The 24,667-nt window shown below is 71.4% G+C and carries 23 protein-coding genes and 1 pseudogene; 8 read left to right on the top strand and 16 right to left on the bottom strand.

Features of this window, described 5'->3' with window-relative positions; genetic code table 11:
• Positions 1-6: 6 nt before the first annotated feature.
• The 3 genes from ACWDVG_RS04845 to ACWDVG_RS04835 all read right to left on the bottom strand — a co-directional run bounded on the left by ACWDVG_RS04845 (position 7) and on the right by ACWDVG_RS04835 (position 3,551).
• Complete coding sequence (locus tag ACWDVG_RS04845) at positions 7-948, bottom strand: ABC transporter permease (protein ID WP_451696238.1); 942 nt, start codon at positions 946-948, stop codon at positions 7-9.
• The gene (locus ACWDVG_RS04840) at positions 941-1,867 is read right to left on the bottom strand and encodes an ABC transporter permease (RefSeq protein ID WP_451696236.1); all 927 of its coding nucleotides are present in this window, start codon (positions 1,865-1,867) and stop codon (positions 941-943) included. Before ACWDVG_RS04840 ends, ACWDVG_RS04845 begins: the two co-directional genes overlap by 8 nt.
• A gap of 67 nt (positions 1,868-1,934) precedes the next feature.
• Complete coding sequence (locus ACWDVG_RS04835; RefSeq protein WP_451696234.1) at positions 1,935-3,551, bottom strand: peptide ABC transporter substrate-binding protein; 1,617 nt, start codon at positions 3,549-3,551, stop codon at positions 1,935-1,937.
• A gap of 360 nt (positions 3,552-3,911) precedes the next feature.
• On the opposite strand from ACWDVG_RS04835, the pseudogene ACWDVG_RS04830 reads away from it, so the two are divergent.
• The 6 genes and pseudogenes from ACWDVG_RS04830 to ACWDVG_RS04805 form a co-directional block, all read left to right on the top strand.
• Positions 3,912-5,168, top strand: a pseudogene (locus ACWDVG_RS04830) (glycoside hydrolase family 10 protein); the annotation flags it as partial.
• A gap of 459 nt (positions 5,169-5,627) precedes the next feature.
• The gene (locus tag ACWDVG_RS04825; protein ID WP_451696232.1) at positions 5,628-7,163 is read left to right on the top strand and encodes a PucR family transcriptional regulator; all 1,536 of its coding nucleotides are present in this window, start codon (positions 5,628-5,630) and stop codon (positions 7,161-7,163) included.
• 245 nt (positions 7,164-7,408) lie between these two features.
• Positions 7,409-7,918 carry a hypothetical protein gene (locus tag ACWDVG_RS04820; protein WP_451696230.1) on the top strand — a complete coding sequence of 170 codons (510 nt, stop codon included), beginning with the start codon at positions 7,409-7,411 and terminating at the stop codon, positions 7,916-7,918.
• Positions 7,919-8,015: 97 nt separating this feature from the next.
• Positions 8,016-8,261 carry a hypothetical protein gene (locus tag ACWDVG_RS04815; RefSeq protein WP_451696228.1) on the top strand — a complete coding sequence of 82 codons (246 nt, stop codon included), beginning with the start codon at positions 8,016-8,018 and terminating at the stop codon, positions 8,259-8,261.
• A complete protein-coding gene (locus ACWDVG_RS04810) occupies positions 8,261-9,001 on the top strand; it encodes a peptidoglycan recognition protein family protein (RefSeq protein WP_451696226.1) in 741 nt (246 codons plus the stop codon). Before ACWDVG_RS04815 ends, ACWDVG_RS04810 begins: the two co-directional genes overlap by 1 nt.
• A gap of 208 nt (positions 9,002-9,209) precedes the next feature.
• Positions 9,210-10,088, top strand: a complete 879-nt coding sequence (locus tag ACWDVG_RS04805; protein WP_451696224.1) for a MurR/RpiR family transcriptional regulator — start codon at positions 9,210-9,212, stop codon at positions 10,086-10,088.
• Between the two features lie 81 nt (positions 10,089-10,169).
• Here the strand turns inward: ACWDVG_RS04805 and ACWDVG_RS04800 are convergent, their stop codons facing one another.
• The 5 genes from ACWDVG_RS04800 to ACWDVG_RS04780 all read right to left on the bottom strand — a co-directional run bounded on the left by ACWDVG_RS04800 (position 10,170) and on the right by ACWDVG_RS04780 (position 15,519).
• Positions 10,170-11,459: a cyanophycinase gene (locus ACWDVG_RS04800; RefSeq protein WP_451696223.1), complete on the bottom strand. Its 1,290-nt coding sequence runs from the start codon at positions 11,457-11,459 to the stop codon at positions 10,170-10,172.
• 169 nt (positions 11,460-11,628) lie between these two features.
• Positions 11,629-12,846: a M20 family metallopeptidase gene (locus ACWDVG_RS04795; protein ID WP_451696222.1), complete on the bottom strand. Its 1,218-nt coding sequence runs from the start codon at positions 12,844-12,846 to the stop codon at positions 11,629-11,631.
• The gene (locus tag ACWDVG_RS04790) at positions 12,843-13,607 is read right to left on the bottom strand and encodes an amino acid ABC transporter ATP-binding protein (RefSeq protein WP_451696220.1); all 765 of its coding nucleotides are present in this window, start codon (positions 13,605-13,607) and stop codon (positions 12,843-12,845) included. Before ACWDVG_RS04790 ends, ACWDVG_RS04795 begins: the two co-directional genes overlap by 4 nt.
• Positions 13,604-14,575 carry an amino acid ABC transporter permease gene (locus tag ACWDVG_RS04785; protein ID WP_451696218.1) on the bottom strand — a complete coding sequence of 324 codons (972 nt, stop codon included), beginning with the start codon at positions 14,573-14,575 and terminating at the stop codon, positions 13,604-13,606. The genes ACWDVG_RS04790 and ACWDVG_RS04785 overlap by 4 nt, the downstream gene beginning before the upstream one ends.
• 2 nt (positions 14,576-14,577) lie before the next feature.
• Positions 14,578-15,519: an ABC transporter substrate-binding protein gene (locus ACWDVG_RS04780; protein ID WP_451696217.1), complete on the bottom strand. Its 942-nt coding sequence runs from the start codon at positions 15,517-15,519 to the stop codon at positions 14,578-14,580.
• A gap of 309 nt (positions 15,520-15,828) precedes the next feature.
• Between ACWDVG_RS04780 and ACWDVG_RS04775 the strand changes: the two genes are divergently transcribed.
• The gene (locus ACWDVG_RS04775) at positions 15,829-17,262 is read left to right on the top strand and encodes a pre-peptidase C-terminal domain-containing protein (protein ID WP_451696215.1); all 1,434 of its coding nucleotides are present in this window, start codon (positions 15,829-15,831) and stop codon (positions 17,260-17,262) included.
• Positions 17,263-17,421: 159 nt separating this feature from the next.
• Here ACWDVG_RS04775 and ACWDVG_RS04770 read toward each other — a convergent pair whose 3' ends face one another.
• The 6 genes from ACWDVG_RS04770 to ACWDVG_RS04745 form a co-directional block, all read right to left on the bottom strand.
• Positions 17,422-18,810, bottom strand: coding sequence for an aspartate ammonia-lyase (locus ACWDVG_RS04770; RefSeq protein ID WP_451696213.1), 1,389 nt, complete (start codon positions 18,808-18,810; stop codon positions 17,422-17,424).
• A gap of 164 nt (positions 18,811-18,974) precedes the next feature.
• Positions 18,975-19,682, bottom strand: coding sequence for a class F sortase (locus ACWDVG_RS04765; protein ID WP_451696211.1), 708 nt, complete (start codon positions 19,680-19,682; stop codon positions 18,975-18,977).
• A gap of 96 nt (positions 19,683-19,778) precedes the next feature.
• Positions 19,779-20,612 (bottom strand): DUF4397 domain-containing protein, encoded by an 834-nt coding sequence (locus tag ACWDVG_RS04760; RefSeq protein ID WP_451696209.1) that lies wholly within the window; start codon positions 20,610-20,612, stop codon positions 19,779-19,781.
• 209 nt (positions 20,613-20,821) lie between these two features.
• A complete protein-coding gene (locus ACWDVG_RS04755) occupies positions 20,822-21,169 on the bottom strand; it encodes a DUF3140 domain-containing protein (RefSeq protein WP_451696207.1) in 348 nt (115 codons plus the stop codon).
• The gene (locus ACWDVG_RS04750; protein WP_451696205.1) at positions 21,166-21,393 is read right to left on the bottom strand and encodes a DUF2945 domain-containing protein; all 228 of its coding nucleotides are present in this window, start codon (positions 21,391-21,393) and stop codon (positions 21,166-21,168) included. Before ACWDVG_RS04750 ends, ACWDVG_RS04755 begins: the two co-directional genes overlap by 4 nt.
• Before the next feature lie 271 nt (positions 21,394-21,664).
• The gene (locus ACWDVG_RS04745; RefSeq protein WP_451696204.1) at positions 21,665-22,012 is read right to left on the bottom strand and encodes a hypothetical protein; all 348 of its coding nucleotides are present in this window, start codon (positions 22,010-22,012) and stop codon (positions 21,665-21,667) included.
• Between the two features lie 378 nt (positions 22,013-22,390).
• Here ACWDVG_RS04745 and ACWDVG_RS04740 point away from each other — a divergent pair, with 378 nt between their 5' ends.
• A complete protein-coding gene (locus ACWDVG_RS04740; RefSeq protein WP_451696202.1) occupies positions 22,391-23,356 on the top strand; it encodes a hypothetical protein in 966 nt (321 codons plus the stop codon).
• A 63-nt stretch (positions 23,357-23,419) separates the two neighbouring features.
• On the opposite strand, the gene ACWDVG_RS04735 is transcribed toward ACWDVG_RS04740, so the two are convergent.
• Together ACWDVG_RS04735 and ACWDVG_RS04730 are read right to left on the bottom strand one after the other, a co-directional pair.
• A complete protein-coding gene (locus ACWDVG_RS04735) occupies positions 23,420-24,082 on the bottom strand; it encodes a LysE family translocator (protein WP_451696200.1) in 663 nt (220 codons plus the stop codon).
• Positions 24,083-24,237: 155 nt separating this feature from the next.
• Positions 24,238-24,435, bottom strand: a complete 198-nt coding sequence (locus ACWDVG_RS04730) for a hypothetical protein (protein WP_451696198.1) — start codon at positions 24,433-24,435, stop codon at positions 24,238-24,240.
• Positions 24,436-24,667: the final 232 nt, after the last annotated feature.

The raw sequence follows: 24,667 nt of genomic DNA, 5'->3' as shown, positions 1-24,667 counted from the left end.
GTGCGCTCATTTCAGCCGGGGGTCGAAGGCGTCGCGTGCGGCATCACCGAGGAGGATGAAGCTCAGGACGGTCGCCGACAGGAAGAGTGCGGGGAAGACCAGGAGGTGGGGGTGGTCGAGGACGAAGGCCTGGGCCGCGTTCAGCTGGAGCCCCCAGGAGACCTCGGGGTACTGGAGTCCCACGCCCAGGAAGTCGAGCGTCGCCTCGCCCGAGATGACCGCTCCGACGTTCAGCATGGCGACGACGACGACCGGGGTGATCGCGTTGGGGAGGATGTGGCGCACCATGAGGCGAGCGGGCCGGGCTCCGAGCATGCGGGCGGCCCGTACGTAGTCGGCGCCGGCGAGGGCGATGACCTGGGAGCGCATGATGCGGGTCATGGTCGTCCAGCCCAGCACCGTCAGGACGAGGATCATGGCGCCGAGGCCGTGGTCGGGGAAGGCGACGAGGATGACGGTCGCGCCGAGCACGAAGGGGAGGCCGAAGAAGACGTCGGTCACCCGGGAGACGAGGGCGTCGAGCCATCCTCCGTAGAAGCCGCAGAGCAGTCCGAGCACGACGGCGATCATGAGGGAGGCCGCGGTCACGGCGAGGCCGGCGATCAGGGAGGGGCGGGTGCCCCGGATGACCTGGGCGAGGTAGTCGCACCCCTGGAGGTCGAATCCGAAGGGGTGCCCCGCGGAGGGGCCCTGTTTGGAGTGGGCCAGGTCGCAGCGGTCTCCCCCTTCGGTCAGCAGCGAGGTGAGGACTCCGGGCGCGAGCGCCATCGCCGTCATCAGCAGGAGGGTGACCAGGGCGGCCCACACGGTGGGCCGCGCCCGCAGTTCGAGCCAGGCGTCCCTGCTGAGGGACGCCCGCTTCCCGGCCGGTGGGCGCGCCTGGTCGGGCGCCGCGGGTCGTTCCGCGGTGGGGACCGCGGCCTCCGGGGTCCTGGTGGTGTCAGTCATGGCGGATCCTCGGGTCGAGCAGCCCGTAGAGGAGGTCCACGAGCAGGTTCGCGAGCAGGAAGACGAGCACGAGGGCCGTCGTGGTGCCCACGACGACGGGCCCTTCGCGCAGCTGGATGGACTGGAAGAGCTGCTGGCCGACTCCGGGCAGGTTGAAGATGTACTCGGTGACGATCGCGCCGGCCATGAGTCCCCCCAGCTCCAGGCCGAGGAAGGTGACGACGGGGATCAGCGAGTTCCGCAGAGTGTGTCTGACCACGACGCGGCGACGGCTCAGCCCCTTGGAGTGGGCGGTGCGCACGTAGTCGGCCCGCAGGTTCTCGATGAGGGAGCTGCGGGTGAGTCTGGCGACGTAGGCGAGGCCGAAGGAGGCGAGGACCAGACCGGGCAGGAGGTAGGCGAGCGGCCATCCGCCTTCGGTGCCGGCCACCGGAAGCCAGCCGAGCTGGACGCCGAGGACGAGCTGGGCCAGGTACCCGACGACGAAGACCGGCACGGAGATGACCAGGGTGGTGCCGAACAGGACGGCGCTGTCGTCCCACTTGCCCTTCCGGAGCCCGGCCCAGACGCCGAGCGCCATGCCGAGGACGACTTCCAGGACCCAGGCGGTGAGGCCGAGCCGCAGTGTGACGGCCCATCGGTCGGCGAGCAGCTCGGAGACGTCGCGGCCGGTGAAGGTGGTGCCGAGGTCGCCGGTCAGCAGGCCGGTGAGGTACTGCGTGTACTGCACCCACAGGGGGTCGTCGAGGTGGTAGCGGGCGCGCAGTTCGGCGAGGACCGCCGGCGGGACGGGTTTGTCGCCGGCGAGCCCCTGGATGGGGTCGCCGGGCAGGACGAAGACGAGCGTGTAGATGAGGAAGGTGGTGCCGAGGAGTACGGGCAGGGCGTGCAGCAGGCGGCGGACGACGAATCTCCACACGACGGACGGCCCCCAGGGGTAGGTCTGTGCGGGGCACCGGGTGCTCCGCGGAGGGTCGGTTGCGGCGTCAGTCGCTGACGGTGACGCGGTCCAGGTGCAGGCCGGCGGCGTAGGGGTCGATGATCACGTTGTCGATCCGGTCGCTCCACGCCGACTGGTCCTGCCAGTTCCAGAGCGGGATGTACGGCAGTTCCCGCAGGGCTATGTCCTCCGCCTTCTGGTACGACGCGATGGCCTGCGGGCCCTGTGCGGCGTTGCCCTGGGCCACGAGGGCGTCGAACTCCTTGTTGCTCCAGCCCGAGCGGTTGCCCGGGTAGTAGAGCCCGTCGAGGTAGTTCTGGATGCTCGGATAGTCGATCACCCAGTTCTGCCGGAAGGGACCCTTGTTCTTTCCTTCGTTGAGCAGGGCGGAGAGGTCGGCGGGGGCCATCTTGCGGAACCTGACGTCCTGGATGCCGAGGTTGTCCTTGAGCTGGTTGGCGACCGAGGTCATCCACTGCTCGTAGGTGGGGTCCGCGTTGGAGAAGTAGAGCTCCAGCGGGCCGTCGAAGCCGCCGGCCTCCTCGAACAGCTTCTTGGCGGCCGCCGGGTCGTAGGCACAGGTCTTGCCGCACGCGTCGGAACGGTGCCCTGGGATCACGTCGCCGACGAGGGAGGTGGCGGGCTTGTAGACGCCGTTGTAGATGGCCTGGGTGATGCCCTTGCGGTCGATGGCCATGGAGAGGGCCTTGCGCAGGCGGGGGTCGGCGAACCGGGGGTCCTTCACGGGCAGGCCGAGGTAGTCCATGGTGCCGCTGGGCCGGATCGAGAAGCGTTCGCCGAAGAGCCGTTTGGCCTGCGCCGAGTTGGCGGCGGGGACGGTGGTCAGGACGTCGACGTTGCCGGCCTGGAGTTCGGTGAACGCGGTCTCGCGGCTCGTGTAGATCTTGAAGTCGACGCGGTCGGCCATGGGCTTGCGCGGGCCGCGGTAGCCGGTGAACTTCGCCAGCCGGATCTTCTGGTTGCGCTCCCAGGCGCCGTCGATCCGGTAGGGGCCGTTGCCGATCGGAGCGACGTCGGCCGCGTCCGGGTTCGCCGTGGCCGCCTTGGGCAGTGGGGCGAAGGCGGGGAAGGAGAGCAGCATGGGGAACTGTCCGAAGGGTGCCTTCAGGGTGACCTGGAGGGTGGTCTCGTCGAGCACCTTCAGGCCGGACAGGGTGCGCGCGGAGGGTTTGGCGCCCTCTTCCGAGGGGTTGAGGGCGTCGTATCCCTTGATCTGGGCGAAGTAGTAGTTGGCGTCCCAGGCGTTGGGGCCGTAGGCGGCGGCGTTCCACGCGTCGGCGAAGCTGGCGGCCGTGACCTTCTCGCCGTTGTGGAAGGTGGTGCCGGGCCGGAACGCGATGGTCCACACGACGTTGTCGGTGGTGGTCCAGGAGACGGCGGCCAGCGGCTTCACGCTGCCGTTCTCGGGGTCGAGCGCGGCGGGCGGGTCGAACAGGCCCTGCAGGACCTGGAGGGAGTAGCTGCTGGTGGTGCGGCCGGGAAGGAGGTGGTCGGGCTCCGTGAGCGCCACCGAGTAGGCGCCACCGGGCTTGCCGGGCGCGTTCCTCGGCTTGGCCGGCTCGTCGGAACCGCAGGCGGTCGCCGAGGCGACGAGGGTGAGAACGGCTGCTGCCGCGAGGGCGGTGGTACGGCGTGGGTTCATGGCGCGCTGTACTCATTTCAGGAGGGCGTTCCGGTAGGAAACCGTGAGAAGGCGTCAAGGGCCGCTGAGAGGACAGCTCTTGGGGTGCGGCTGGGGCGACACGGTAGGGATCGGGACGACGGGCGGACGATCGACGGAATGTCCACGCGTGGCGAGGGAGGGTGGACATCGAGTCGTTGCCGCCTCGGGTGCGGCGGGACGAGCATGGGGTGCGGCCCTCACGGGCGCGAAACAGAAGATACATACTGCCACTCCAGCCATCCAGAGTTACGCACGTTACGCAAGCGGCCGACTTCGGGCCCCCGCCCCAGCGCCTCCCGTCCCCTCGTCACCTCGCCCGCGAAGGCAGCCATGACACCGATGCGCACCCCCGGTTCCCCGTTCTCCTCCCCGCTCCCCCGCCGCACGCTCCTCGCCGCCGCCGCGGCGGCCGGCTGCGCCGCCGCGCTCACGCCGTCGCCGGCCGGGGCCGCGGTACCCCCCGTCGCCCCGGTCAGGCGGCAGATGCGCGGGGTGTGGATCGCCTCCGTCGTCAACATCGACTGGCCGAGCCGCACCGGTCTCGACGCCGCCACCCAGCGCGCGGAGTTCACCCGGCTCGCGGACGAGGCCCTCGCTCGGGGCTTCAACTCCCTGTTCGTGCAGGTCCGCCCGACCGCCGACGCGTTCTGGCCCTCTCCGCTCGAGCCGTGGTCCCAGTGGCTCACCGGCACGCAGGGCCGGGACCCCGGCTACGACCCGCTCGGCTTCATGGTCGAGACGGCGCACGAGCGCGGGCTCGCGTTCCACGCCTGGTTCAACCCCTACCGGGTCTCCATGCAGGCGGACCCGGCCGCGCTGGTGCCCGGGCATCCGGCGCGGGTCCACCCGGAATGGACGGTCTCCTACGGCGGCAAGCTCTACTACGACCCCGGGGTGCCTGCCGCCCGCCGCTTCTGCCAGGAGGCCATGCTCGACGCCGTGCGACGGTACGACATCGACGGCGTGCACTTCGACGACTACTTCTACCCGTATCCGGTGGCGGGCTCCGACTTCCCCGACGACGGGACGTTCCGCACGTACGGCGCCGGTTTCACGGACAAGGCGGCCTGGCGCCGCCACAACGTCGACCTGATGGTGCGGGAGATGCGCGACGCCGTACGGGCCGCCCGCCCGGACGCGCTCTTCGGCATCAGCCCCTTCGGCGTCTGGCGCAACGCCACGACGGACCCGCTCGGCTCACGCACCGCGGCCTTCCAGTCGTACGACGGACTGCACGCGGACACCCGGGGGTGGGTCGAGCGCGGCTGGCTCGACTACATCGCGCCCCAGGTGTACTGGCACATCGGACTGCCCGTGGCCGACTACGCCGTCCTCGCCCCGTGGTGGGCCGATGTGGTCCGGGGCACGGGCACGGAGCTGTGGATCGGGCAGGCGGTCTACAAGTCGGGGGCGGCGGGGCAGCCCTCTCCGTGGCAGGACGGCAGGGAGCTGACCCGCCACCTGACGCTCAACGCCACGCTCCCGGAGGTGGGGGGCGACCTCTTCTTCAGCGCCAAGGACGTCCGCGCGGACCGCGTGGGGGACTTCGCCGCGATGCGGCTCGCCCACTGGCAGCAGCCCGTCCTCGGCCCCCTGCCCGCCCGGCTCGACGAGGGCCCGCTTCCGCGACGGCCCACCCTCGAGGTCCACCGGGACACCGGGACCGGCGCGGTCACCCTGCGCGTCACCGCCGGAACCCGCGGCGGAAAGGACGTCCCGTTCCGCTACGCGGTGCACCGGTTCACCCGGGACCCCGGCGGGCGTCCGCAGGGCGGGAACTCCTCGCTCGTGGCCGTGATCCCCGGCGGGAGGCAGGCCGTGCACGTCGAGCAGGACCCGTCGGGAGACTGCTGGTACGCGGTGGCCGCCGTCGACCGCGTCCAGCGCCAGGGCAGGTTGTCGCGGCCCGCGACCTGACCCGCGTACGCCGTGGCGGCCGCTGTCCGCGGGCAGCGGCCGCCGAACTCCTCCCCCTGCCGCCGGGGTCCGCACGGACGGCCCGACGTGGTGGACAAACGGTCGACAGGCGCAGCCCCGTGATGGACCATGCGTCCCATGCCTCTCACCGTTCGTGATCTGTTGGCCATCCCTGCGCTCCGTCTCAGCCTCGTGGCGGGCAGTGCCGGGCTCGGCCGAGTGGTCGAGGCGGCGCACGCGACCGAGAACACCCGACCCGCCGCCTGGCTCGAAGGCGCCGAAGTCGTCATGACCAACGGGCTGTTGCTCACGGCCGACGAGCCCGGTTACGCCGCGTACGTGCACGAGCTCAGCGCCGGCAAGGCCGCCGCCCTCATCGTGGGAACGGGTCCCGGACTGCCGTTGCGGAGCGTTCCCGACGACCTGAGCAGACATGCGGAGGACGCCGGGTTGCCCCTGCTCACCGCTCCCCCGACCGTCTCCTTCGCCTCCATCACCAAGGCCGTCTTCGTGGCCCGCGCGTCCGAGGAACGACGCCTGCTGGAACGGACGTTGCGCACCCAGCGCCGGCTGTCCTCCGCGGCCGCCTCCGGCGACGGACTGACGGGCCTGCTCTCCTCCTGGTACCAGGCGGTCCACTCCGGTGTCGCGGTCTGCGACGCGGCGGGCCGCCTCCTCGGCGCGGCGGGGACCGACGGGCCGGAGCTGCTCGCGAACGCCGCCCCCGTGCTGGAGACCGTCGCCCTGCACGGCCTGCGGGGAAGCGGCGGCGCGGACCTGCCGTGCGGAAGACTCGTCGTCCAGCCGCTCGGTACGACCCGGCTGCGCGGCTTCCTGGTCCTGCTCGACGCGGACTCGCCGGAGGCACGGCTGCTGATCAGCGTCCTCGTCTCCCTGCTCTCCGTCGAACTGGAGCGCCGCCACCTGGCCGACGAGCCGCAGCGCCGCCGCCGCGCCGCCCTCCTGGCCCGGCTCTTCCATCCCGACGTCACCGCGGACCAGGCCAGGGCCCTGCTGCGGACGGCCGACGTCTCCTCGGCGTCCGTCCGCGCCGTCGCCGTGCACGCGACCGGCGAGCCGGTGGAACTCGCGGCCGACCTCGCCCTCGCGGTGCCCGGAGGTCTCGCGCGCGTGACCGGGGAGACGGTCGAGCTGGTGGTGCCGGAGGAGGTGGACACCGCGGCGGTGCTCCGCCGCTTCGCCACCGGCCTTCCCGCGGGAATAGGACCGGCCGTCGCCCCGCAGCACGCGGCGCTCTCGCTCCGGCAGGCGATCGCCCTGCTGTCCTCAAGCACCGAGCTGGGGCGGCCCGTGAGCGCCTCCGAGGCGGGTTCGATCAGGCTCCTGATCGGCCTCGGCAGTCCCGCGACCCTCGCCGCCTTCGCCGACACCGTCCTGGCCCCGCTCGACGCGGCCGACCCGGGCGGGGAACTCACCGAGACCCTGCGGGTCTGGCTGGAGACGAACGGTTCCTGGGCCGAGACCTCGTCCCTGCTGGGCCTGCACCGGCACACCGTCCAGAACCGCATCGAGAAGGTGGCGCGGCTGACGGGACGGCAGCAGGACCGGGCGGAGGACCGGGTCGACCTGTGGCTGGCGCTGACGGCCCGGGCGGTGGGCGGCCCCCCGGCCCACCAGCAGGGGAACGGGAACGCCCTTCCCCCAAAGGGCTAAACGGTCCAGGCCGCCCACGGAAGGATCGACATCACGTCGATGTCGGGCCGGGCCCGTCTCCTCCTACCGTACGCCTGCCGGCCGGGTCTCCTGGCCGGGCTTCGTGGAGGCCCCGCTCGCACGCGCACCGCTCCCGCCGGGGCCACCGGGGCCGGCCGTCACACGAACGGAGAGGACCGCCCGTGCTCCCTGCTCCCGCCACGGCGCCCGCACCGCCCCCGTCCCTCACGACAAGGAGTTCCCGCATGCGCTTCCGGTCCGCCCTGACCGCTCTGGCACTCGTCCTCGGCGCCCTCTTCGCGCCGGGCGTCGGCGTCCTCACCGCCGCCGGCGAGGCCCACGCCGTCACCAAGATCAGCCACGCCACCGCCACCTCGATGTTCCGCAACTCCGGCATCACCTGGTCCTCGTCCGGCAACTGCTCCGACCGCTACAACTCCACCTGCACGTCCTTCGAACAGCTCAACCTCGCCTCCGCCCAGGGCGCCCAGACCCTCAAGAGCGCCAGCGGCTGCGCCCTCAACATCACCGGAGGCACCGAGACCGGCCACGCCAGCGGCACCTACTCCCACTGGAACGGCTACAAATTGGACTTCAGCAAGTACACCTGCCTCGGCAACTACATCAAGAACACCTTCACCTACATCGGCGTCCGCGGAGACGGAGCCCCGCAGTGGCGCTCCGGCGCCGGCAACGTCTACGCCGACGAGGGCAACCACTGGGACGTCACCTTCTACAACTGCGGCGGCTGCTGACCCCACCCCGCCGGCCCGGTGGGCCCTCCCCCGGCCCACCGGCGCCCGCGGAGCCCGCGCCCGGAACCGTGAGCCCCTGACCGCACATGGAGGAACGTTGACCCCCGAAGTCTCCCGCCGCACCGCGCTGCTGACGGCCGTCGGCGGTGCACTCGCCCTGTCCGCCCTGCCCTCCGGAGCCGCGCAGGCGGCGCCCCTTCCGGCGGCGACCCGCGGAAAGCCGTTCGTGACGAACCCCCGCGAGACCGGCGCGCTCTACGACGCCGGCGCCGCCCGCACCGCACACGCGGAACCGCTGAACGCCGCCGTCGGCTGCGCCACGGGACGCGGAGGCCGGAGCTGATGGCCACGTTCGTCACCCGGGCCCAGTGGGGGGCCCGCGCCCCGAAGAGCGTCAGCAACAACATCACCCCGGCCCAGGGGGGCGTGGTCGTCCACCACGTCGACGCCGTCAAGGTGGCCGAGGCCAACCACGCCGACTGCGCCGCGCAGGTGCGGGGCATCCAGAACTACCACATGGACCGCAACGGCTGGTCGGACATCGCCTACAGCCACCTGGCCTGCGTCCACGGCTACCTCTTCCAGGGGCGCGGCGAGAACGTCCGCACCGCCGCGCAGGGCACCACCCAGGGCAACGACGACTGGTACGCGATCTGCGCCCTGACCGGCGGCACCGGGAGCGACTACGACGCCGTGACCGCCGGGCTGATCGACGCCATCCGGTACGGCGTCAACCGGCTGCGGGTGTCCGGCGGTGCCGCGCAGGCCATCACCGGCCACCGCGACCACCACGCGACCGGCTGCCCCGGGAACCTGTACTCCCGGGTCATCAGCGGCGAGGTCAACCCCGGGGGCGGCCCGCTGCCCTATCCGGGCGTCACCTTCCGGCAGTCCCCGGTCACCGTGCACGCGAGCGTGGCGACGTGGCAGTACCGCATGAACAGCGCGCACGGCTACAACCTCACCGTGGACGGTCAGTACGGCCCGGGCTCCGACGCGGCCTGCCGGAGCTTCCAGTCGAGCAGAGGCCTGACGGTGGACGGCGTCGTCGGGCCGGCCACGTGGGGGGCGACGTTCGCCTAGAGCAGTGGACGGTAGGGGGGCGACGGTGTCCCGCACGGTGGTTCCGTGCGGGACACCGTCGCGTCGTCTCCGAGGGGCTGGGCAGATTCCGTAATAGGCGGTACATTCGGTCCCTGAAACTCGCTGATCTGAAACGTGGCACGCCAGAGGACGCGGCCTCGACGGCTGCCGTCCACCCCGGTGGTCCCACGCCGCAGAAGGGAACGCCATGAGCCCCACGCTGGCCGACGAGATCCGCAGTCGGCTCGGAGAGCTGAGTCCCGCGGAGCGCAAGGTCGCGCGGGTGCTGCTGGCGGGGTATCCGGCCGCGGTCTTCGAGACGGTCGCCACGATCGCGGAGCGGGCGGGCGTGTCGGCACCCACGGTGCTGCGGTGCGCCTCCCGGCTGGGCTACCGGGGCTTTCCCGACCTCCAGGCCGCCCTCCGCTCCGAACTCGACGCCCGCAACGCCTCGCCGATCACGCTCTACACGGCCGTGGAGACGTCGAAGCACGAGGGGACGGAGGCTCCGCGGGACGCCGCCGCCACCCAGCTGGGCGAGCGCTCCTCGCTCGTGCGGCAGGCCGTCGCCCAGACCTTCGACGAGGTGTCCGCCCACGAGTTCGAGGACGCCGTCGGCCTCCTCTCGGACCCGCGCCGTCGCGTGCACGTGGCGGGCGGACGCTTCACGCACCTGATGGCCGAATACCTGGGCCTGCACCTGATGCAGTTCCGCGACCAGGTGAGCTTCCTGCCGCACAAGGACGTGGAGCGGACCTCCTTCCTCACGCAGCTCAGCCGACGGGACGTCACGGTCCTGTTCGACTACCGGCGTTACGAGGCCGACAAGACGCTGATCGCCGAGCTGGCGCGGGAGCGGGGCGGCAAGGTCATCGTGTTCACCGACCCGTGGCTCTCCCCGGCCGCCGCCCACGCGGACGTCGTGCTCATCACCCAGGTCTCCTCGGACTCCCCCTACGACAGCCTGGTGCCGGCCCTGGCGGTCGTCGAGGCCCTCGTCGCCGCCGTCCTCGACCGGATCGGCGGCAGCGGCCACGAGCGCATGAAGGAAGCGGAGAGGGTCGCCCGGCGCACGGGCCTGCTGTGAGCGGACCGCGCGGCGCGGACCGGTCCACGACGCGGAAGGAGCCGGCCCCCTCCCGGGGCCGGCTCCGTGGCGTTCGGCAGGTCAGCGCGGCGCGATGTCGACGCGCAGGGAGAGGAGCGTACGGGCGTCCGTGCCGTCGCCGGTGAAGGCGGCGAAGCCGCGCGCCTTGGTGAACGTCACCGTGAACCGCGGCCCGCTCTCGTACGTGGTCGCGGTCGCGCTGTTCTGCGCGCGCGTCGCGGCGAGCGCCCGCGCGGTGGTGCGGAAGCCGTACGGGACGCCGTCGGGGTTGGCCGCGGAGGAGAAGACGTCGGTGTTGGCGGGCACGGGCGCCGTGCCGACGGGGTGCAGGGGCTGCTTGGACGGGTGGACGCGCGGCGTCCAGGTGCGCGCGTCGTACTGGTCCCCGTCCGTGAGGTAGCTGTAACGGGCCCGGCGCAGGGACCAGCCGTCCTCGGAGTCGTGGGCGCGGGCGTCCCGCAGGTCGAGGACGGCGACGCCGTTCGGCCCGAGGACGCTGAGGTGCTCGCGGGAGCTGCCGGGCCGGTCGACGACGAGGGCGGTGTTCTCCTCCAGGCCGTAGACGCGGTCGTGGCCGGTGTCGGAGGCGAGGCGCAGCGCACGGCCCTCGCGTCCGTAGGCTCCGGTGTGGGTGTCGACGAGCCCGGAGCGGAGGAAGCCGAAGCCGCCCTCGGGGAGGTGGCCGAGGCGCGTCGCGTCGTCGAAGTACCCGGGAGCGCTGCCGTCCCTGAGCCCCTCGTACGACTCTCCGCCGGTGACCATGTGGGGGCCGGAGGCGATCTGGGCGCCCGCGGAGGACCCGGCGACGACGGCGCCCCGGGCGAGCTTGGCGCGGATGGCGGCCAGGACCTTGGAGTCCCGGTGCGCGTCGCCGCGCAGCAGGGTGGTGACGTAGCGGTACTGGTCGCCGCCGCCGAAGAAGAAGCCGGTCATGGAGTTGACCTGTGCGACGACGGCGTCCGAGTCGGCGTTGGCGACGTGGTCGATGTCCAGGGGGATCCACTGGGCGTCCGCGGCGCCGTGGCGCTTGAAGACCCCGGCGTAGTAGGCGCCGTTGCAGGCGGAGTTGCTGCACCGCTCGGGGTCGCCGGCGTGGGGGTCCTGGCTCTCGGGTACGGAGGCGGCCGTGATGATCCCGATGCGGGCGCCGGCGCCGCCGGCCCGCTTGATGATCTCGCCGTAGACCTGGGTGTTGCTCTCCTTGAGGGCTCCGCCGATCAGGACGAGGGACCCCGCCCGGGGCCGGTCCTTCGGCGCGTCGGCGAGGGCGGAGGAGGAGACCGAGAGGAGGGAGACGGCGAGGGCGCCGGCGAGGACGGTGCGGCGTGCGGGTGCGGAAGGGACGCGCATGGTGCCTCCGTTGGGGGTCGGTTGGGTGGCGGTGCGAGGGGCGGGGGCGCGTGGCCGGGGTCCGTGGCGGGTGCCTCCGGCGGCGTCGGCGCCGTACCCGCGGCGGAGAAAAAGCGGGGCTTCGCTCCGCCGCGCGTCGGGGTCGGCGCCGAGCCGGCGCCGGCGTCGTTCAGGTGGTGCCGGCCGTGCCCAGCGAGGCGATCAGGTCGGCGAGGAGGGCGATGCGCTGCGGGACGCTGGTGACGTCCAGCCACTCCTGGGGCGTGTGGTCGGCGCCGCCGACCGGGCCCAGGCCGTCGAGGACGGGGATGCCCGCCCCGGCGATGAGGTTGGCGTCCCCCACGCCGCCGGTGGCGGCGCCGCCCAGCTCGATGCCGGCCGCCCGGACGGCGGCGCGCGCCTGGTCGAACATCCGCCGGGAGGCGGGGGTGTCCTCCATCGGCGGGCACAGGTCGAGTTGCTCGACCTCGACCGTGACGCCGGGGACGCCGGGCTGGTCGGCGGCGTCACGGATGGCCCGGGTGACGCGCTGGATGTCGGCCGTCGTGGCGGCTCGCACCTCGATGCGCAGTTCCGCCTGGGGGCAGACGATGTTGGCGCGGGTGCCGGCCCGGACGACGCCGACGTTGACCGTCACGTCGTCCCAGTGGCCGTTGAGGGCCTGGAGGGCGACGGTGAGGTGGGCGGCGGCGAGGGCGGCGTTGGCGCCGCGCTCGGGCTCGATGCCGGCGTGTGCGGCCCGGCCGGTGACGGTGAGGCGGAAGTCGGCGACGCCCTTGCGGGCGATGACGAGGTCGCCGTTCTCCCGGGCGCATTCGAGGCCGAGTCCGAAGTGCACGCCGGCGGCAGTCGCCTCGATCAGGGGCCGGCTGGCGGGCGAGCCGATCTCCTCGTCGGGAGTGGCGAGCAGGACCAGCTCGTCGTACGCGTCGACGCCGAGGTCGCCGAGGATCTCCAGGGCCGTGAGTCCGGCGAGCAGGCCGCCCTTGTCGTCGCTGACGCCGGGGCCGTACGCCGTGGAGCCGTCGATCCGGAAGGGTCGGGCGGCCGCGGTGCCGTTCTCGAAGACGGTGTCCATGTGGCCGGCGAGGAGGATCCTGCGGCCGCCCTCCGACTCGGGCAGCCGACCGCGTCGGCGGCCGACGAGGGCGTCGCCGGTCCGGTGCCCGTCGGGCGTCGACGGGAAGCGGACGCGTTCCACGGTGAACCCGATCCGTTCGAGCCTGCGCTCGATCCAGTCGGCGACCTCGTTGACGCCGCCGGGGCTGTAGGAGCCGGAGTCGACGGAGACGAGCTCCTCCAGGTCGCGCAGGTAGTCGGCGCGGCGGGCGCGGGCCAGGTCCAGGAGGTCGTCGAGCCTCTCCTGGCGGCGGGTGGGGGCGCTCACAGGACCTTGGACAGGAAGGCGCGGGTGCGCTCCTGCTCCGGGTCGACGAGCACCTGGCGGGGGTCGCCCGCCTCCACCACGACGCCCTCGTCCATGAAGACGGCGGTGTCGCCGACCTCGCGGGCGAAGCCGATCTCGTGGGTGACGACCACCATCGTCATGCCGTCCGCGGCGAGCTGCCGCATGACGTCCAGGACGTCTCCGACGAGTTCGGGGTCCAGGGCGGAGGTCGGCTCGTCGAAGAGCATCAGCTTGGGCTTCATGGCGAGCGCCCGGGCGATCGCCACGCGCTGCTGCTGTCCGCCGGACAGTTCGGCGGGGTAGTGGTGCCCGCGGTCGCCGAGGCCGACCCGGTCGAGGAGGACGTGGGCGTGCTCCCGGGCGTCGGCGCGGGAGACGCCCGCGACCTTGACGGGGGCCTCCATCACGTTCTCGACGGCCGTCATGTGCGGGAAGAGGTTGAAGCGCTGGAAGACCATGCCGATGTCGCGGCGGCGGTCGGCGACCTCGCGTTCGCGCAGCTCGTGGAGTTTGGTGCCCTGCTGGCGGTAGCCGACCAGCTCCCCGTCGACGGTGAGCCGGCCGCCGTCGACCTTCTCCAGGTGGTTGATGCAGCGCAGGAAGGTGGACTTCCCGGAGCCGGAGGGGCCGAGGAGGCAGCAGACCTGACCGCGCTCCACGGTGAGGTCGATGCCCTTGAGGACCTCCAGCCTCCCGAAGTGCTTGCGTACGCCTTCGGCGCGCACCATGGGGGTGCTCATCGGTTCTGCTCCTTGCTGTTCTTGCCGAGCCGGTCCACCGTTCCGCCGAGGAGGCGCCGGAAGGGCGAGACGTGCCCCGCGCGGGTGGTGCCGCGGCCGTAACGCCGCTCCAGCCATGCCTGGGGCACGCTGAGGAGGGTGACGAGGGCCAGGTACCAGATGCTGGCCACGACCAGCATGGGGATGACCTGGTAGTTCTGGGCGTACACGTCCTGGATGTTCGACATCAGGTCGTGGGCGGAGATGACCGAGACGAGCGCGGTCATCTTGAGCATGTTGATGGTCTCGTTGCCCATCGGCGGGATGATCACCCGCATGGCCTGCGGCAGGACGATCCGGCGCATCGTGAGCGCGGGCCGCATGCCCAGCGAGTGGGCGGCCTCCGCCTGGCCGGGGTCGACGGACTGGATGCCGGCGCGGACGATCTCCGAGGCGTAGGCCGCCTCGTTCAGGCCGAGGGCCAGGAGGGCGGCGATCGCCGGTGTCAGCAGGGCGTTGGTCTCGGCCTGGAAGAACGTGATGTCGGTGAAGGGGACGCCGATCTTCACGTACTTGTACAGGGCGGCGGCGTACCCCCAGAAGATGATCTGGACGAGCAGCGGGGTGCCGCGGAAGACCCAGACGAACGCGTTGGCGAGTCCGTACAGCACGGGGCTGGACGAGAGCCGCATGACGGCGATCAGCGTGCCGAGGGCCAGACCGAGCAGCATGGCGGCCGCGGTGAGCCAGAGCGTCGTCGCGAGACCGTCGAAGATGAGGTCGGCGAAGAGGTAGTCACCGACGACGTCCCAGTGCAGGTTGTCGTTCTTGGCGAGGGAGCCGACCAGTCCGACGAGGGCGAGGACCGAGGCGACGGCCGCGATCCAGCGCGCGTAGTTGCGGACGGGGACGATCTCGAGTTCCCCGGTGGGGGGCTGGTGCCGGTCCGTGGCGGTGGTGCTCTGCGGGACCTTGGTCGTGCCGGCCATCTTTAGTCCACCGCCGCGTTCTTGGTGGCTTCCTTCACCGCGATGGACGGGACGCCGTACTTGTTGTAGATCTTGATCAGGGTGCCGTCGTCGATGAGGGACTGCAGCGCCTTCTGGATGGCGTCCGTCAGCTCGGGCAGCTGCTTGCTGACCGCGATGCCGTTGGGCGAGGCGTTGTAGCCGCCCGGGGCCGCGGGGTCCTCGACGAGGTCGAAGGCCTTGCCGCTGTCGGCGGTCTTGGCGACCCAGCCGGCGGCCGGCTTGGTCAGCACCTGGGCGATCACCTTGCCGGAGCGCAGCGCGAGCTGGGCGTCGGAGTCCTTGGGGAAGGTCTGGATGTCGATCGTGCCCTTGCCCGCGCCGGAGCAGGCGGCCTGGTGGGACTTGAGCAGGTCGAGCTGGTTGGTCGCGGCCTGGACGGCGACCTTCCGTCCGCACAGGTCGTCGAGGGTGGTCACCTTCGCCGGGTTGCCGTCGCCGACGAGGATGCCGGAGCCGGACTGGGAGTAGTCGACGAAGTCGACGACCTTCTGGCGCTCCTTGTTGTCCGTGATCGCGGACATCGCCACGTCGAACTTGCCGGCCTGGATGGCGGGGACGATGCCGTCGAACTTCTGCGGGGAGAAGGCGAAGGTCACGCCGAGCTTGGCGCCGAGGGCCTGGCCGAGGTCGTAGTCCAGACCGGTCAGCTCGGTCTCGCCCTCCTTCACGTACATCTCGAAGGGCGGGTACGGCACGTCCGTGGCGACGCGCACCTCGCCGGTCTTCTTGATCTTCTCGGGAAGCAGGTCGTGCAGCTTCTGGTCCTTCACGATCTCCACGCCGCCGATGACGACCTTGCCCGACGGGGCGGCGGGCTCGTCGCCGCCACAGGCGGACAGGGACAGGAGCATGGTCGCCGCGACGGCGGCGGCGGCCGCGGGGCGTGCGATAAGAGCGTTCATCGCCTGGAACCTCTCGGTGGTTATCTGCCGACGGAGTCTGACCGCCCGGCACTGCTGCGAAGTTACAGAGGAACGCATGCGATGGCTAGATGTAAGTCCCATTACGTTCATGTAACGAGAGTTTCAGCCTCATTACTGTGGCGATTTGGGCGTTTTTAGCGCGCATCCATGGCTCAATCACGACGGGTGGAGCGCCGTTCCGGACTTACATCTTCCCCATCAAGACCATTACTTGTATGTTCCGCTACCAATCCCGCGGCCCTCGTCCGACGGCCGCGGCATCGAGTCAGCCCCTTTCCAGGAGTGCACATGACACACCGTCCCTTCAGGACCCCCGCGGCGGCCGCCGTCGTCCTCACCGCGATGGCCTCCGTGCTGATGGCGCATCAGCCGGCGCAGGCGGCGGCCGACCGCATACGGCTCGGCAGCGCGTCCGACGTCAGCCGCAGCACGTGGAACGGTCCGGCGTTCACGATGAACGGAGCCGGCGGCATCGTGACGGCCTCGATGACCCGGGCCGTCGACGAGATCCGCGGCGGCACCGGGAGCCTCGACGTGGTCGTCGTGGCCGGGTCGGCGCCGACGTCGGGCAGCAAGACTCCGGAGTGCGACACGATCACGGGGCTGACCGGCGTCAACTCCTGTACGACGTGGACGCTGACGACGGCGTCCGACGGCAACAACACCCAGCTGAACACCGACGTCCGCAACGCGGAGTTCGTCTACTTCGCCGGCGGCGACCAGTGCCGCTACGCCGCGTGGAAGGGCACCGCCCTGGAGGCCTCGGTCGAGTCGGTCGTCGCCAAGGGCGGCGGTTCCGGCGGTGGCAGCGCGGGCCACCACATCAACAGCCCGATCGTCTACGACGCCTGCAACGGCAGCGTCACCAGCACGGAGGCCCTCGCCAACCCGTACGACCGGTACGTCAGCTTCACCACCGGCATGTTCGAGTGGGCGAACTACGGAGCCGTCATCAACGACTCCCACTTCGTGACCCGCGACCGCATGGGCCGCACCATGTCCTTCCTGGCGCGCGCCGTGAAGGACGGCCTCGCGCCGGGCGGCTCCGCCTGGGGCGTCGGCGTGGAGGAGGGCGGCGGGTCACTGTTCCTCGACCGCAACGGCATGGCGACGCAGTACGGCAAGGACGCCTACGTCGTCCTCGCCGACCACCAGCCGGAGCAGGCCGTCGACAGGAAGCCGCTCACCTACAGCGGCTTCAAGATCTGGCGCCTGACGCCGGGCTCCACCTTCGACTTCAAGAACCGCCCGACCTGCGGCTACTACCTGCGCAGCGTCACGAACGGCGTGACCGACGCCAACCTCTACAACGGGACGCCCCTGACCGACTGCGGCACCCAGGGCGGCGGCGGTTCGACGGTCGCGGAGAGCGAGCCCAACGACACGCGCGACACGGCCGACGACGCCACCGCGCTCGCCTCGCCCGGCACCCTCACGGGCAGCATGAAGTCCACGAGCGACCGCGACTACTTCAAGGTCTCCGTGGCGGCCGGGCAGACCGTCTCGGTGAACTGCGCCGTGCCCACCGCCTACGACGCCGACGTGTACTGGCTCGACGCGAACGGCAGCACCCTGACCCGCTCCGTGAACGACGGTGCGGGCACCGACGAGTCCCTGTCGTTCACCAGGACCGCGACCGGAACGGGCACCTACTACGTGGACGTGGAGGCCTACAGCGGCTCCGGCACGGCCACCTACGCCTGCACCCTCACCAGAAGCTGACGCCCTCCACCCCCGCGGGGCCCGCGCACGCGCGACCGGGCCCCGCGTGCGTCCCGTACCGCACATGACGTACCGCATGTGACGCCCCGGCCGGGCCCAGCCCGGCCGGGACTCCGCCGTGTCGGGACTCCGCCGTGTCGGGACTCCGCCTCGCCGGGACTAACACGGGCGGGCGAGGCGCCACGGGTCGAGCAGCTCGTCGAGTTCGCCGTCGGCGAGCAGCCCGTCGCGGGCCGCCAGCTCGCGGACGGAAACCCCTGACGCGCGGCACTCGCGGGCCAGGGCCGTGGCCCGCTGGTAGCCGATGACCGGGTTCAGCGCGGTGGCGAGGCCGGCGCTCCGCTCCACCAGGGCGCGCAGGCGCTCCTCGTCGGCCTCGATGCCGACGACGCAGCGCTCGGCCAGGAGCCGGCAGGCGGCGGCGAGCCGGTTCGCGGAGTTGAGCAGGTGGTGGACCATCAGGGGCTCGAAGGCGTTCAGCTGGAGCTGCCCCGCCTGGGCCGCCGCGCAGACCGCGGCGTCGGCGCCGATGACGTCGAAGCAGACCTGGTTCACGGCCTCGGGCATCACCGGATTCACCTTGCCCGGCATGATGCTCGACCCGGCCTGGAGCTCCGGCAGCCGGATCTCGCCGAGACCCGCCCCGGGGCCCGAGGCGAGCAGCCTGAGGTCGTTGCAGATCTTGGACAGCCGTACGGCGAACTGACGGAGGGCGCCGGAGAGCCGGACGAATCCGCCGATGCCCTGCGTGCTCTCCACCAGGTCGCGGGCGGGCCTGACCGGCACGGACGCGACGGTTTCGAGGTGGGTGACGGCCAGCCGGGCGAATCCCTCGTCCGCGTTGAGCCCGGTGCCGATCGCGGTGCCCCCCAGGTTCACCTCCAGGAGGGAGCCGACGGCCAGGCCGATGAGGTCGGCGTCGTCCCGTACGGTGAGGGCGAAGGCGTCGAACTCCCGGCCCAGCGTCATCGGCACGGCGTCCTGGAGCTGGGTGCGCCCGAGCTTCACCGTCTTCGCGAAGTGCCCGCCCCGGTCGCCGAAGGCGTCGCGCAGCACGGTCATCGCGTCGAGCAGCCGCCCCGCGGAGGCGTACACCGCCAGCTTGGCCGCCGTGGGATACACGTCGTTGGTGCTCTGGGAGCGGTTCACGTCGTCGTTGGGGTGCAGGTGCTCGTAGCAGCCGCGGGGGTGCCCCAGGATCTCGAGTGCCCGGTTGGCGACGACCTCGTTGGCGTTCATGTTCGCCGAGGTGCCCGCGCCGCCCTGGAAGACGTCCACGACGAACTGGTCGTGGAGGCGGCCCGCGCGGATCTCGCGGCACGCCGCCACGACGGCCCGGGCCCGCTCCTCGGGAAGGGTCCCCAGCTCCAGATGGGCCAGCGCGGCCGCCTCCTTCACCGTGGCCAGCGCGACGACGAGTTCGGGGTGCGACGAGAGCGGAATGCCCGTGAGGGGGAAGTTCTCCAGCGCGCGCAGCGTGTGAATGCCCCAGTACACGTCATCCGGTACTTCTCGCACACCAATGAGATCGCGCTCTTCGCGTCGCATGTCCGTCCCTCGCTGTCGGTACGGGCGACTCGCACGCCACCCGCCAGGAAGTATCGTGCATTACAGAATCGACATGCAACAGCTTCTTAGAATCACATGTTACGGAGCGGTGTGTGCGTCGGTCACGGTGTGTGCGTCGGTCACGGCGCACCGAGCCGCAGCGGTCACCGGGGCACCTCCACGGCCGTGACGACGAGGTTGTTCTGGTAGCCGCCCTTGTCGGGCAGGTACGGGCCGGCGCACGTGACGAGGTTCAGTACCGCGGGCCCCTCCCGGTCGAAGACCGCGCTGCGCACCAGGGCAGTCTTGCCGAGGGTGCGGCGGGCGGTGATCTCGTAGGTGAGCGTGGTGCCGTCGTCGCGCACCACCCGCACCCGGTCGCCCTGCCGTACCTCGGTCAGGCCGTACAGCACGCCGAGGCCGAGGCCCTTCGCGTCGACGTGCCCCACGACGACCGAAGATCCCTGATCGGCTCCGGGAGCGGGCGAGTAGCGGTACCAGCCGACCCGGTCCGGATCCTTGGGGACCTCCATCTGCCCGTCGTCGGCGACGCCCACCGGGTCGATCGGGGCCCGCAGGCCCAGCCGGGGGATCACAAGCTCGCGCGGCACCGGGACGGCGGACGCGGCCGGGGCGGGCGCGGGGGCGGACGGGGGCGCGGGGGCCGTGGCGGAGCGCGAGGCAGCGGGGCTCGCGGGCCGCTCCGTCCTCGGCGGAGCGGTGGCGGTCGGTGCGGCCCCGAAGTCGTCGGAACCGGCGGGACGGTCGGCCCGGGCGGTGGCCAGGAGTAGCGTCGCCGAGGCGAGGACGAGGCCGAGCAGAGCCATGACGACACCGAGGAGGGTGCGGCGTTGCGCGCGGGCCGTGCCCATGTCCGGCCTTTCCGGTGAGGCGGCCGTCCGGTGCGGACAGCCACGCGGGCTGACCGCACCGGACGGCCGACGGACGTCGGGGAAGGTGCTATCGGCTCAAGCGGCGTCGTCGCGGCGGCGCAGGAGGTAGCCGGAGGCGCCCAGCGCGACGAGGGCGCCGAGGGAGAGGGCGCCCAGCATGCCTTCGTTGTGCGCGACCGCGGCCTCTCCGGTCTCTCCTGCGGGTACACCGCTGGGCGCGGAGTGCATGCCGGTGATGCTCTGGGTCTTGAGCGCGAGGTTCTTGTCGGTGGCGCTGCCCCAGGCGTAGACGACGGTGTTGCTGCCCTCGGCCAGGTCAAGGGTCGCAGGGCCGATCGCCACCGTGTCCGTGCCGGCGAGGACGACGTCGGCGGAGACCGATCCGGCCGCCACCTCGCCCTTGGCCTCCTTCGGGTTCTCCAGGTTCTTGAAGACCGCGGCGCCGTCGGCGCGGACGTCCACCGCGGGGGCGGCGGCGACGTGGCGGACGGTCACCCGGGCCTTGCCGGCGGGGACCTTGGACGTGTCGTTGACGAAGGCGTCGAGCGCGGGCTTGCCGTCGGCGGTCAGATGGGCGACCAGCGTGGCGTTGGCCCCGGCGGGGACCTCGACCGTCTTCTGAATGGCCGGGGTGCCCTTCGGGCCCTCGCCGTCCTTGAAGATCTTGATGTCGTAGGAGCCCGGGTCCAGCTTCAGCGGGTCGGTGAGCGTGCCCGGGGCGAAGTCGGGGAGCAGCTCCTTGTCGCCCGCGTAGACGTCCACGGTCAGGCCGGGAACGCCGTGGAACACCGACACCGTGGCCTGCTCGCCGGCAGCCTGCGGCTGGGCGAACGCGGGAACGGCGGCGGTGGCGGTCAGGGCGACGGCGATGCCGGCGGTGAGAACGGCACCGGCAGAACGAGTGTTCATGACGTTGATTCCGATCATCCGGTCGAGAAGGTCTCGATCCCTCTCTGTGTGGAGGCATTCCGCCCGACCTCGCCGATCGGTTTCACCCGAGCCCGAATCTCGACGGGAACGCGGCAGGACGTCCCCCGGACGGCGGCATGCCCGACCCACCGGAGTGAGCCCTTCGTAGGGGATCCGCACATGGAGTGAGGGTTGGGGCGGGTGGTGCGTCAGAGGGGGTCGTGTCCCCAGTTCATCAGGGAGTAGCGCCACGGGGTGTCCGTCACGTCGCCCTTGGGCCGCTGCTCCAGGTGCCGGTGGATGTACCCGGTGACCTTGCGCATGTGAGCGACGTCGTCCTCGCTGAGGTCGCCCTTCTTGGTGCGAAGGAGGTCGACGATGCGCCGTCCGGACGCGTGACCGACGCTCTCGCCGTCGCCCTTGCTCTGTCCGACGCTCTTCGACTCCTCCGTCTCCAGCCACTTCTCCAGCTTGCCGGCGGTCATGTTGACGGCCTGCTTGAACGATTCGACGTGTTCGTCGCGGCTGTCGTCGCGGCTGTCGGCCTTCCCGGTCATGACTTCTTGCCCTTCTTGCGCAGGGCACCGGGCTTGTGGACCGCGGAGCGGCCGGACTTGTCGCTCTCCACCTCGTACTGGGGTTCGTCCTTCGACGCGTCCACGGTGCGGCCCGCGGCCTCCGTCCGTTCGGTGATCTTGCGCTTGACCTTGCCGGTGACGGTCTGGCCGTGGCTCTTCCAGGCGACCTCGTCGCCCTTCGCCACCTTCTTGTCCTTGGACATCGCCTTCTCTTCCTTCCGTGTCGGCGCGGGGCTCGCGGCTGCGTCGTCCGCGGGCCAAGCGGTGCAGCCCGGCCGGATCCCCACTGGAAGAGCGCTGGTGAACGGCATGGCCGGGCCCCGGCCATGCCGTTCATGAGGGAGATCTGTGCGGCCTGCGGCGTCGCATGATCCCGAGCGTAGGGTGGCGGTCGCGGGGCGGCCCGGTCAGCGCGGCCAGTCGGGGGCGGGGGCCTCGGTGAGGGACCGGGACGAAGTTGCCGGGGGAGCTCTGTCAGACAGCGGGAGTGGGCGGCGCGACGGGTTGCGGCTGTTCCGTGTGGGGGCACGGCTCGCCGGAGGGACGGACGGGGATGCGCATGCGGCGCAGGAGGTCGCGCGTGGCGCGCTGGGGCGTCGTGCTGTGCCAGACCGTTCCCGGATGCCGTGACCTCAGGTGGGAGAGGGCGCGGGTGCCCAGACCACAGCCGTGGAACCGCTCGTCGATGACGACGGTGGTGATCACACCTCGGGCGCAGGTGGAGCAGATCCGGTAGGAGATCTGGCCGACGACCTGGCGGGCGTGGACCAGCATCAGCCGCTCCTCGCCCGTGCCGGACGGGCCGGGGAGGTGAGCAGGCACGAACTGGATCGCCCGGTAGACCAGGAACCTGCGGCGCAGCCGGCGGGTGAACGTGGCTCGCCGTGCGTGTTTGCCGCCGGACCGGTCCTGGGGCGTTCTGCTCCAAGAGGGGGAGAGGAAGGTACTCGCGGGAAGCGCATGTCGTGCGTGCATGCCGTCACGTGTGCCCTGGCTCGGCTTCTCTATCCGGTGGCCGGCGCGGGTCGCCACGAGACGGGCGGACGGCACCGGCGGCACCGAGCCCGTGAAACGGGGCGAGGCCACGGTCTCCGCCCGGCCCCGCACAAGTGGACCTCACGGGTCCGGAAGCGCAGAAGCTTCTGCGCTCATGACAAGATCTTGTGCACCGTCGAGTGGGCGGTCAGGGGAGGGGTTTGCATGCCGATCGATGCTGCGGAGTTCGCGGCCCGGTTGAAGAACGAGCGGAACGATCCGCAGCGCGAGGAGCGGTTGCGGCAGGACCGTGTGAGACGGCGTCGCACGTTCCGGTTGTGGGCAGGAGCCGGGGCGCTGGTGGCCGGGGGGTTCGCGTTCTGGCTGTACAGCGTCACGGCGGGTGAGCGCCCGGCGAACGAGCCGTTCGCGGCCGGGCTCCTCGAGGAGTCGATGTGGCCCGATGCGTGGCCGTACACGACCGGTCTGCCCTTCCGAGGCTCCCCTGCGGCCCGCTGGGACAGAACCGATGTGGCCAGCAGCATGTTGCCTCCTCAGGCCGAGCCTGTGGGCAAGCTCAGCGCTGAGCAAGTGGCCGCAGCGCTGGAGACGGTGCGCGCGTTCATCCGGGAGGCCAATGTCTCCGACGAGGTACTGCTCGGCGAACATCCTGAAAGGGCTCTCGCCCTTCTCGCTCCCGGCGATCCTGTCCGGCGTGAGATGGAGGCTGCCCTTGCACGACCCGGCCCGGGGCGCGATCCCCTGGAGATGTTCACCCGTTTCGACCCTGAAGAGATCGCCGTCATGGAGGACACCAGGGCCGAGGGTTCCATGACCTATGAGGCCACGCCCGCCGGGGAACTCCTGGTGCACGCCGACTACACCTTCGTCTACGCCGTTCTGAAAGCAGAAGGCGGCTGGGAGGTCCGACCCGGACGTGAGGAAGTAGCCAGGGTGGTCGTGCGGCGCCAGCTGAGCGCGACAGTACGGAAGGGAAAGATCGTGCCGGGGCCTTCCGTGCATATGATCGCCAATGATGCCTGCCCTGCTGCCGGGGACGGATTCATCCATCCCCTCTTCTCCAAAGAGGCGGCCAAGGTCAAAGACGGACAGCCCGTCGACCCGTACGCCTCCGGGACGCGTCTTGCCGACGTACCCGCCGGCACTTGCCTGATCCCCACTCGCACCTGACGAGCCTCGGCGCGGGTCGTCTGCTGGGATCATCGGTACGCCGCCCCAGACTGGCGGCGGAGATCAGGCCGTCGCGGCCACGCCGATGCCAATGGCGATGAAGAGCCAGCCCGTGGTCAGGTCCCAGCGGTGGCGGAACGTGGGGCGGGCGAGGAGTGTGCGGAGACGGGTGGCGAGGGCGACCAGGGCGAACCAGTAGGGGATGCCGATGACGACGTCCAGGGTGCCGAGGAAGAAGATCTGACGGGTCATGGATCCGCCGCCGTGGACGAACTGCGGGAGGATGCTCAGGAAGAACAGCGCCGCCTTGGGGTTGAGCACGTTGGTGAGGAAGCCCTGGCTGAAGCCGGACCGCCACCGGCCCGATGAGGCACCGGGCTCCGCCGGGTCCTGCGGCGCCGCGTAGGGGGTCGGCTGCCCCCTGTGGGTGCGCTCGCGGGCGGCGTGACGGGCGGTCAGGACGGCCCGGGCTCCCAGGTGGACGAGGTAGGCCGCGCCGAGGAATGTGACGGCGTCGTACATGAGGGGAGACCGGGCGGCGATCAGCGAGAGCCCGGTGGCGGCCGCGAGCATGTGCACGCACAGCCCGGCCTGGGCACCGAGCGCCGCGGCGCGCCCCTTCGACGGGTGTTCGGTGGCTGACCGGAGCACCACGAGGAAGTCGGGCCCGGGGACGAGGTAGGCCAGCATCACCACACCGAGGAATCCCAAGAGGTCGACCGACATCCGCTCTCCGTTCGTGAGCCCCGCATCGGTGTGCCACGGGGAGCCGGCTGCTGCGTCTGCTCCGGCTACGCGGTCCGGCCGCCTCCCTGCAGCGGGCCCACGCGGTGGGCGGCGTCACTCACCGCGTGGGCCGCGCCCGGGCTGTCGAAGCGAGGTCAGGAGCGGGACCAGGGGCGACGTCTGCCGGTGCTGTGGGTACTGCGCGCGGCACCGACGCCCGCCAGGTGCAGGGCGAGAGCGGTCAGGCCGAGGAGCATGACGTTCGTGGAGGAGAACACGTCGTTGGTAGCGATGTCAGCTGCGTTGATCAAGAAGGATATGAAGAACAGGACGGCGGCTGCCATGCCGAGCATGGGCGGGCTCCTTTCGTCAGGGTGCCGTCCTTGTGCCCCCGCCCCGCTGTCGTACACCGCTGCCCCCGCCCGGAGGTCCAGGGCCCGCGCCCTGGTGGCCGGAGCGCGTGGTCGAACAGTGCTGACACGAGTGGTGGGGGGGGGGGGGGCGGGGGGCGGCCCCGCCCCCGCGCGCTATCCCAACACCACACCAAACACACAAAACACAAACAAACATAACTACTTCTTTGTT

The organism is Streptomyces sp. NPDC003327, assembly GCF_053589515.1.
Note: the sequence above shows the minus strand (reverse complement) of the source record. Positions and strands in the feature narration are given on the sequence as shown.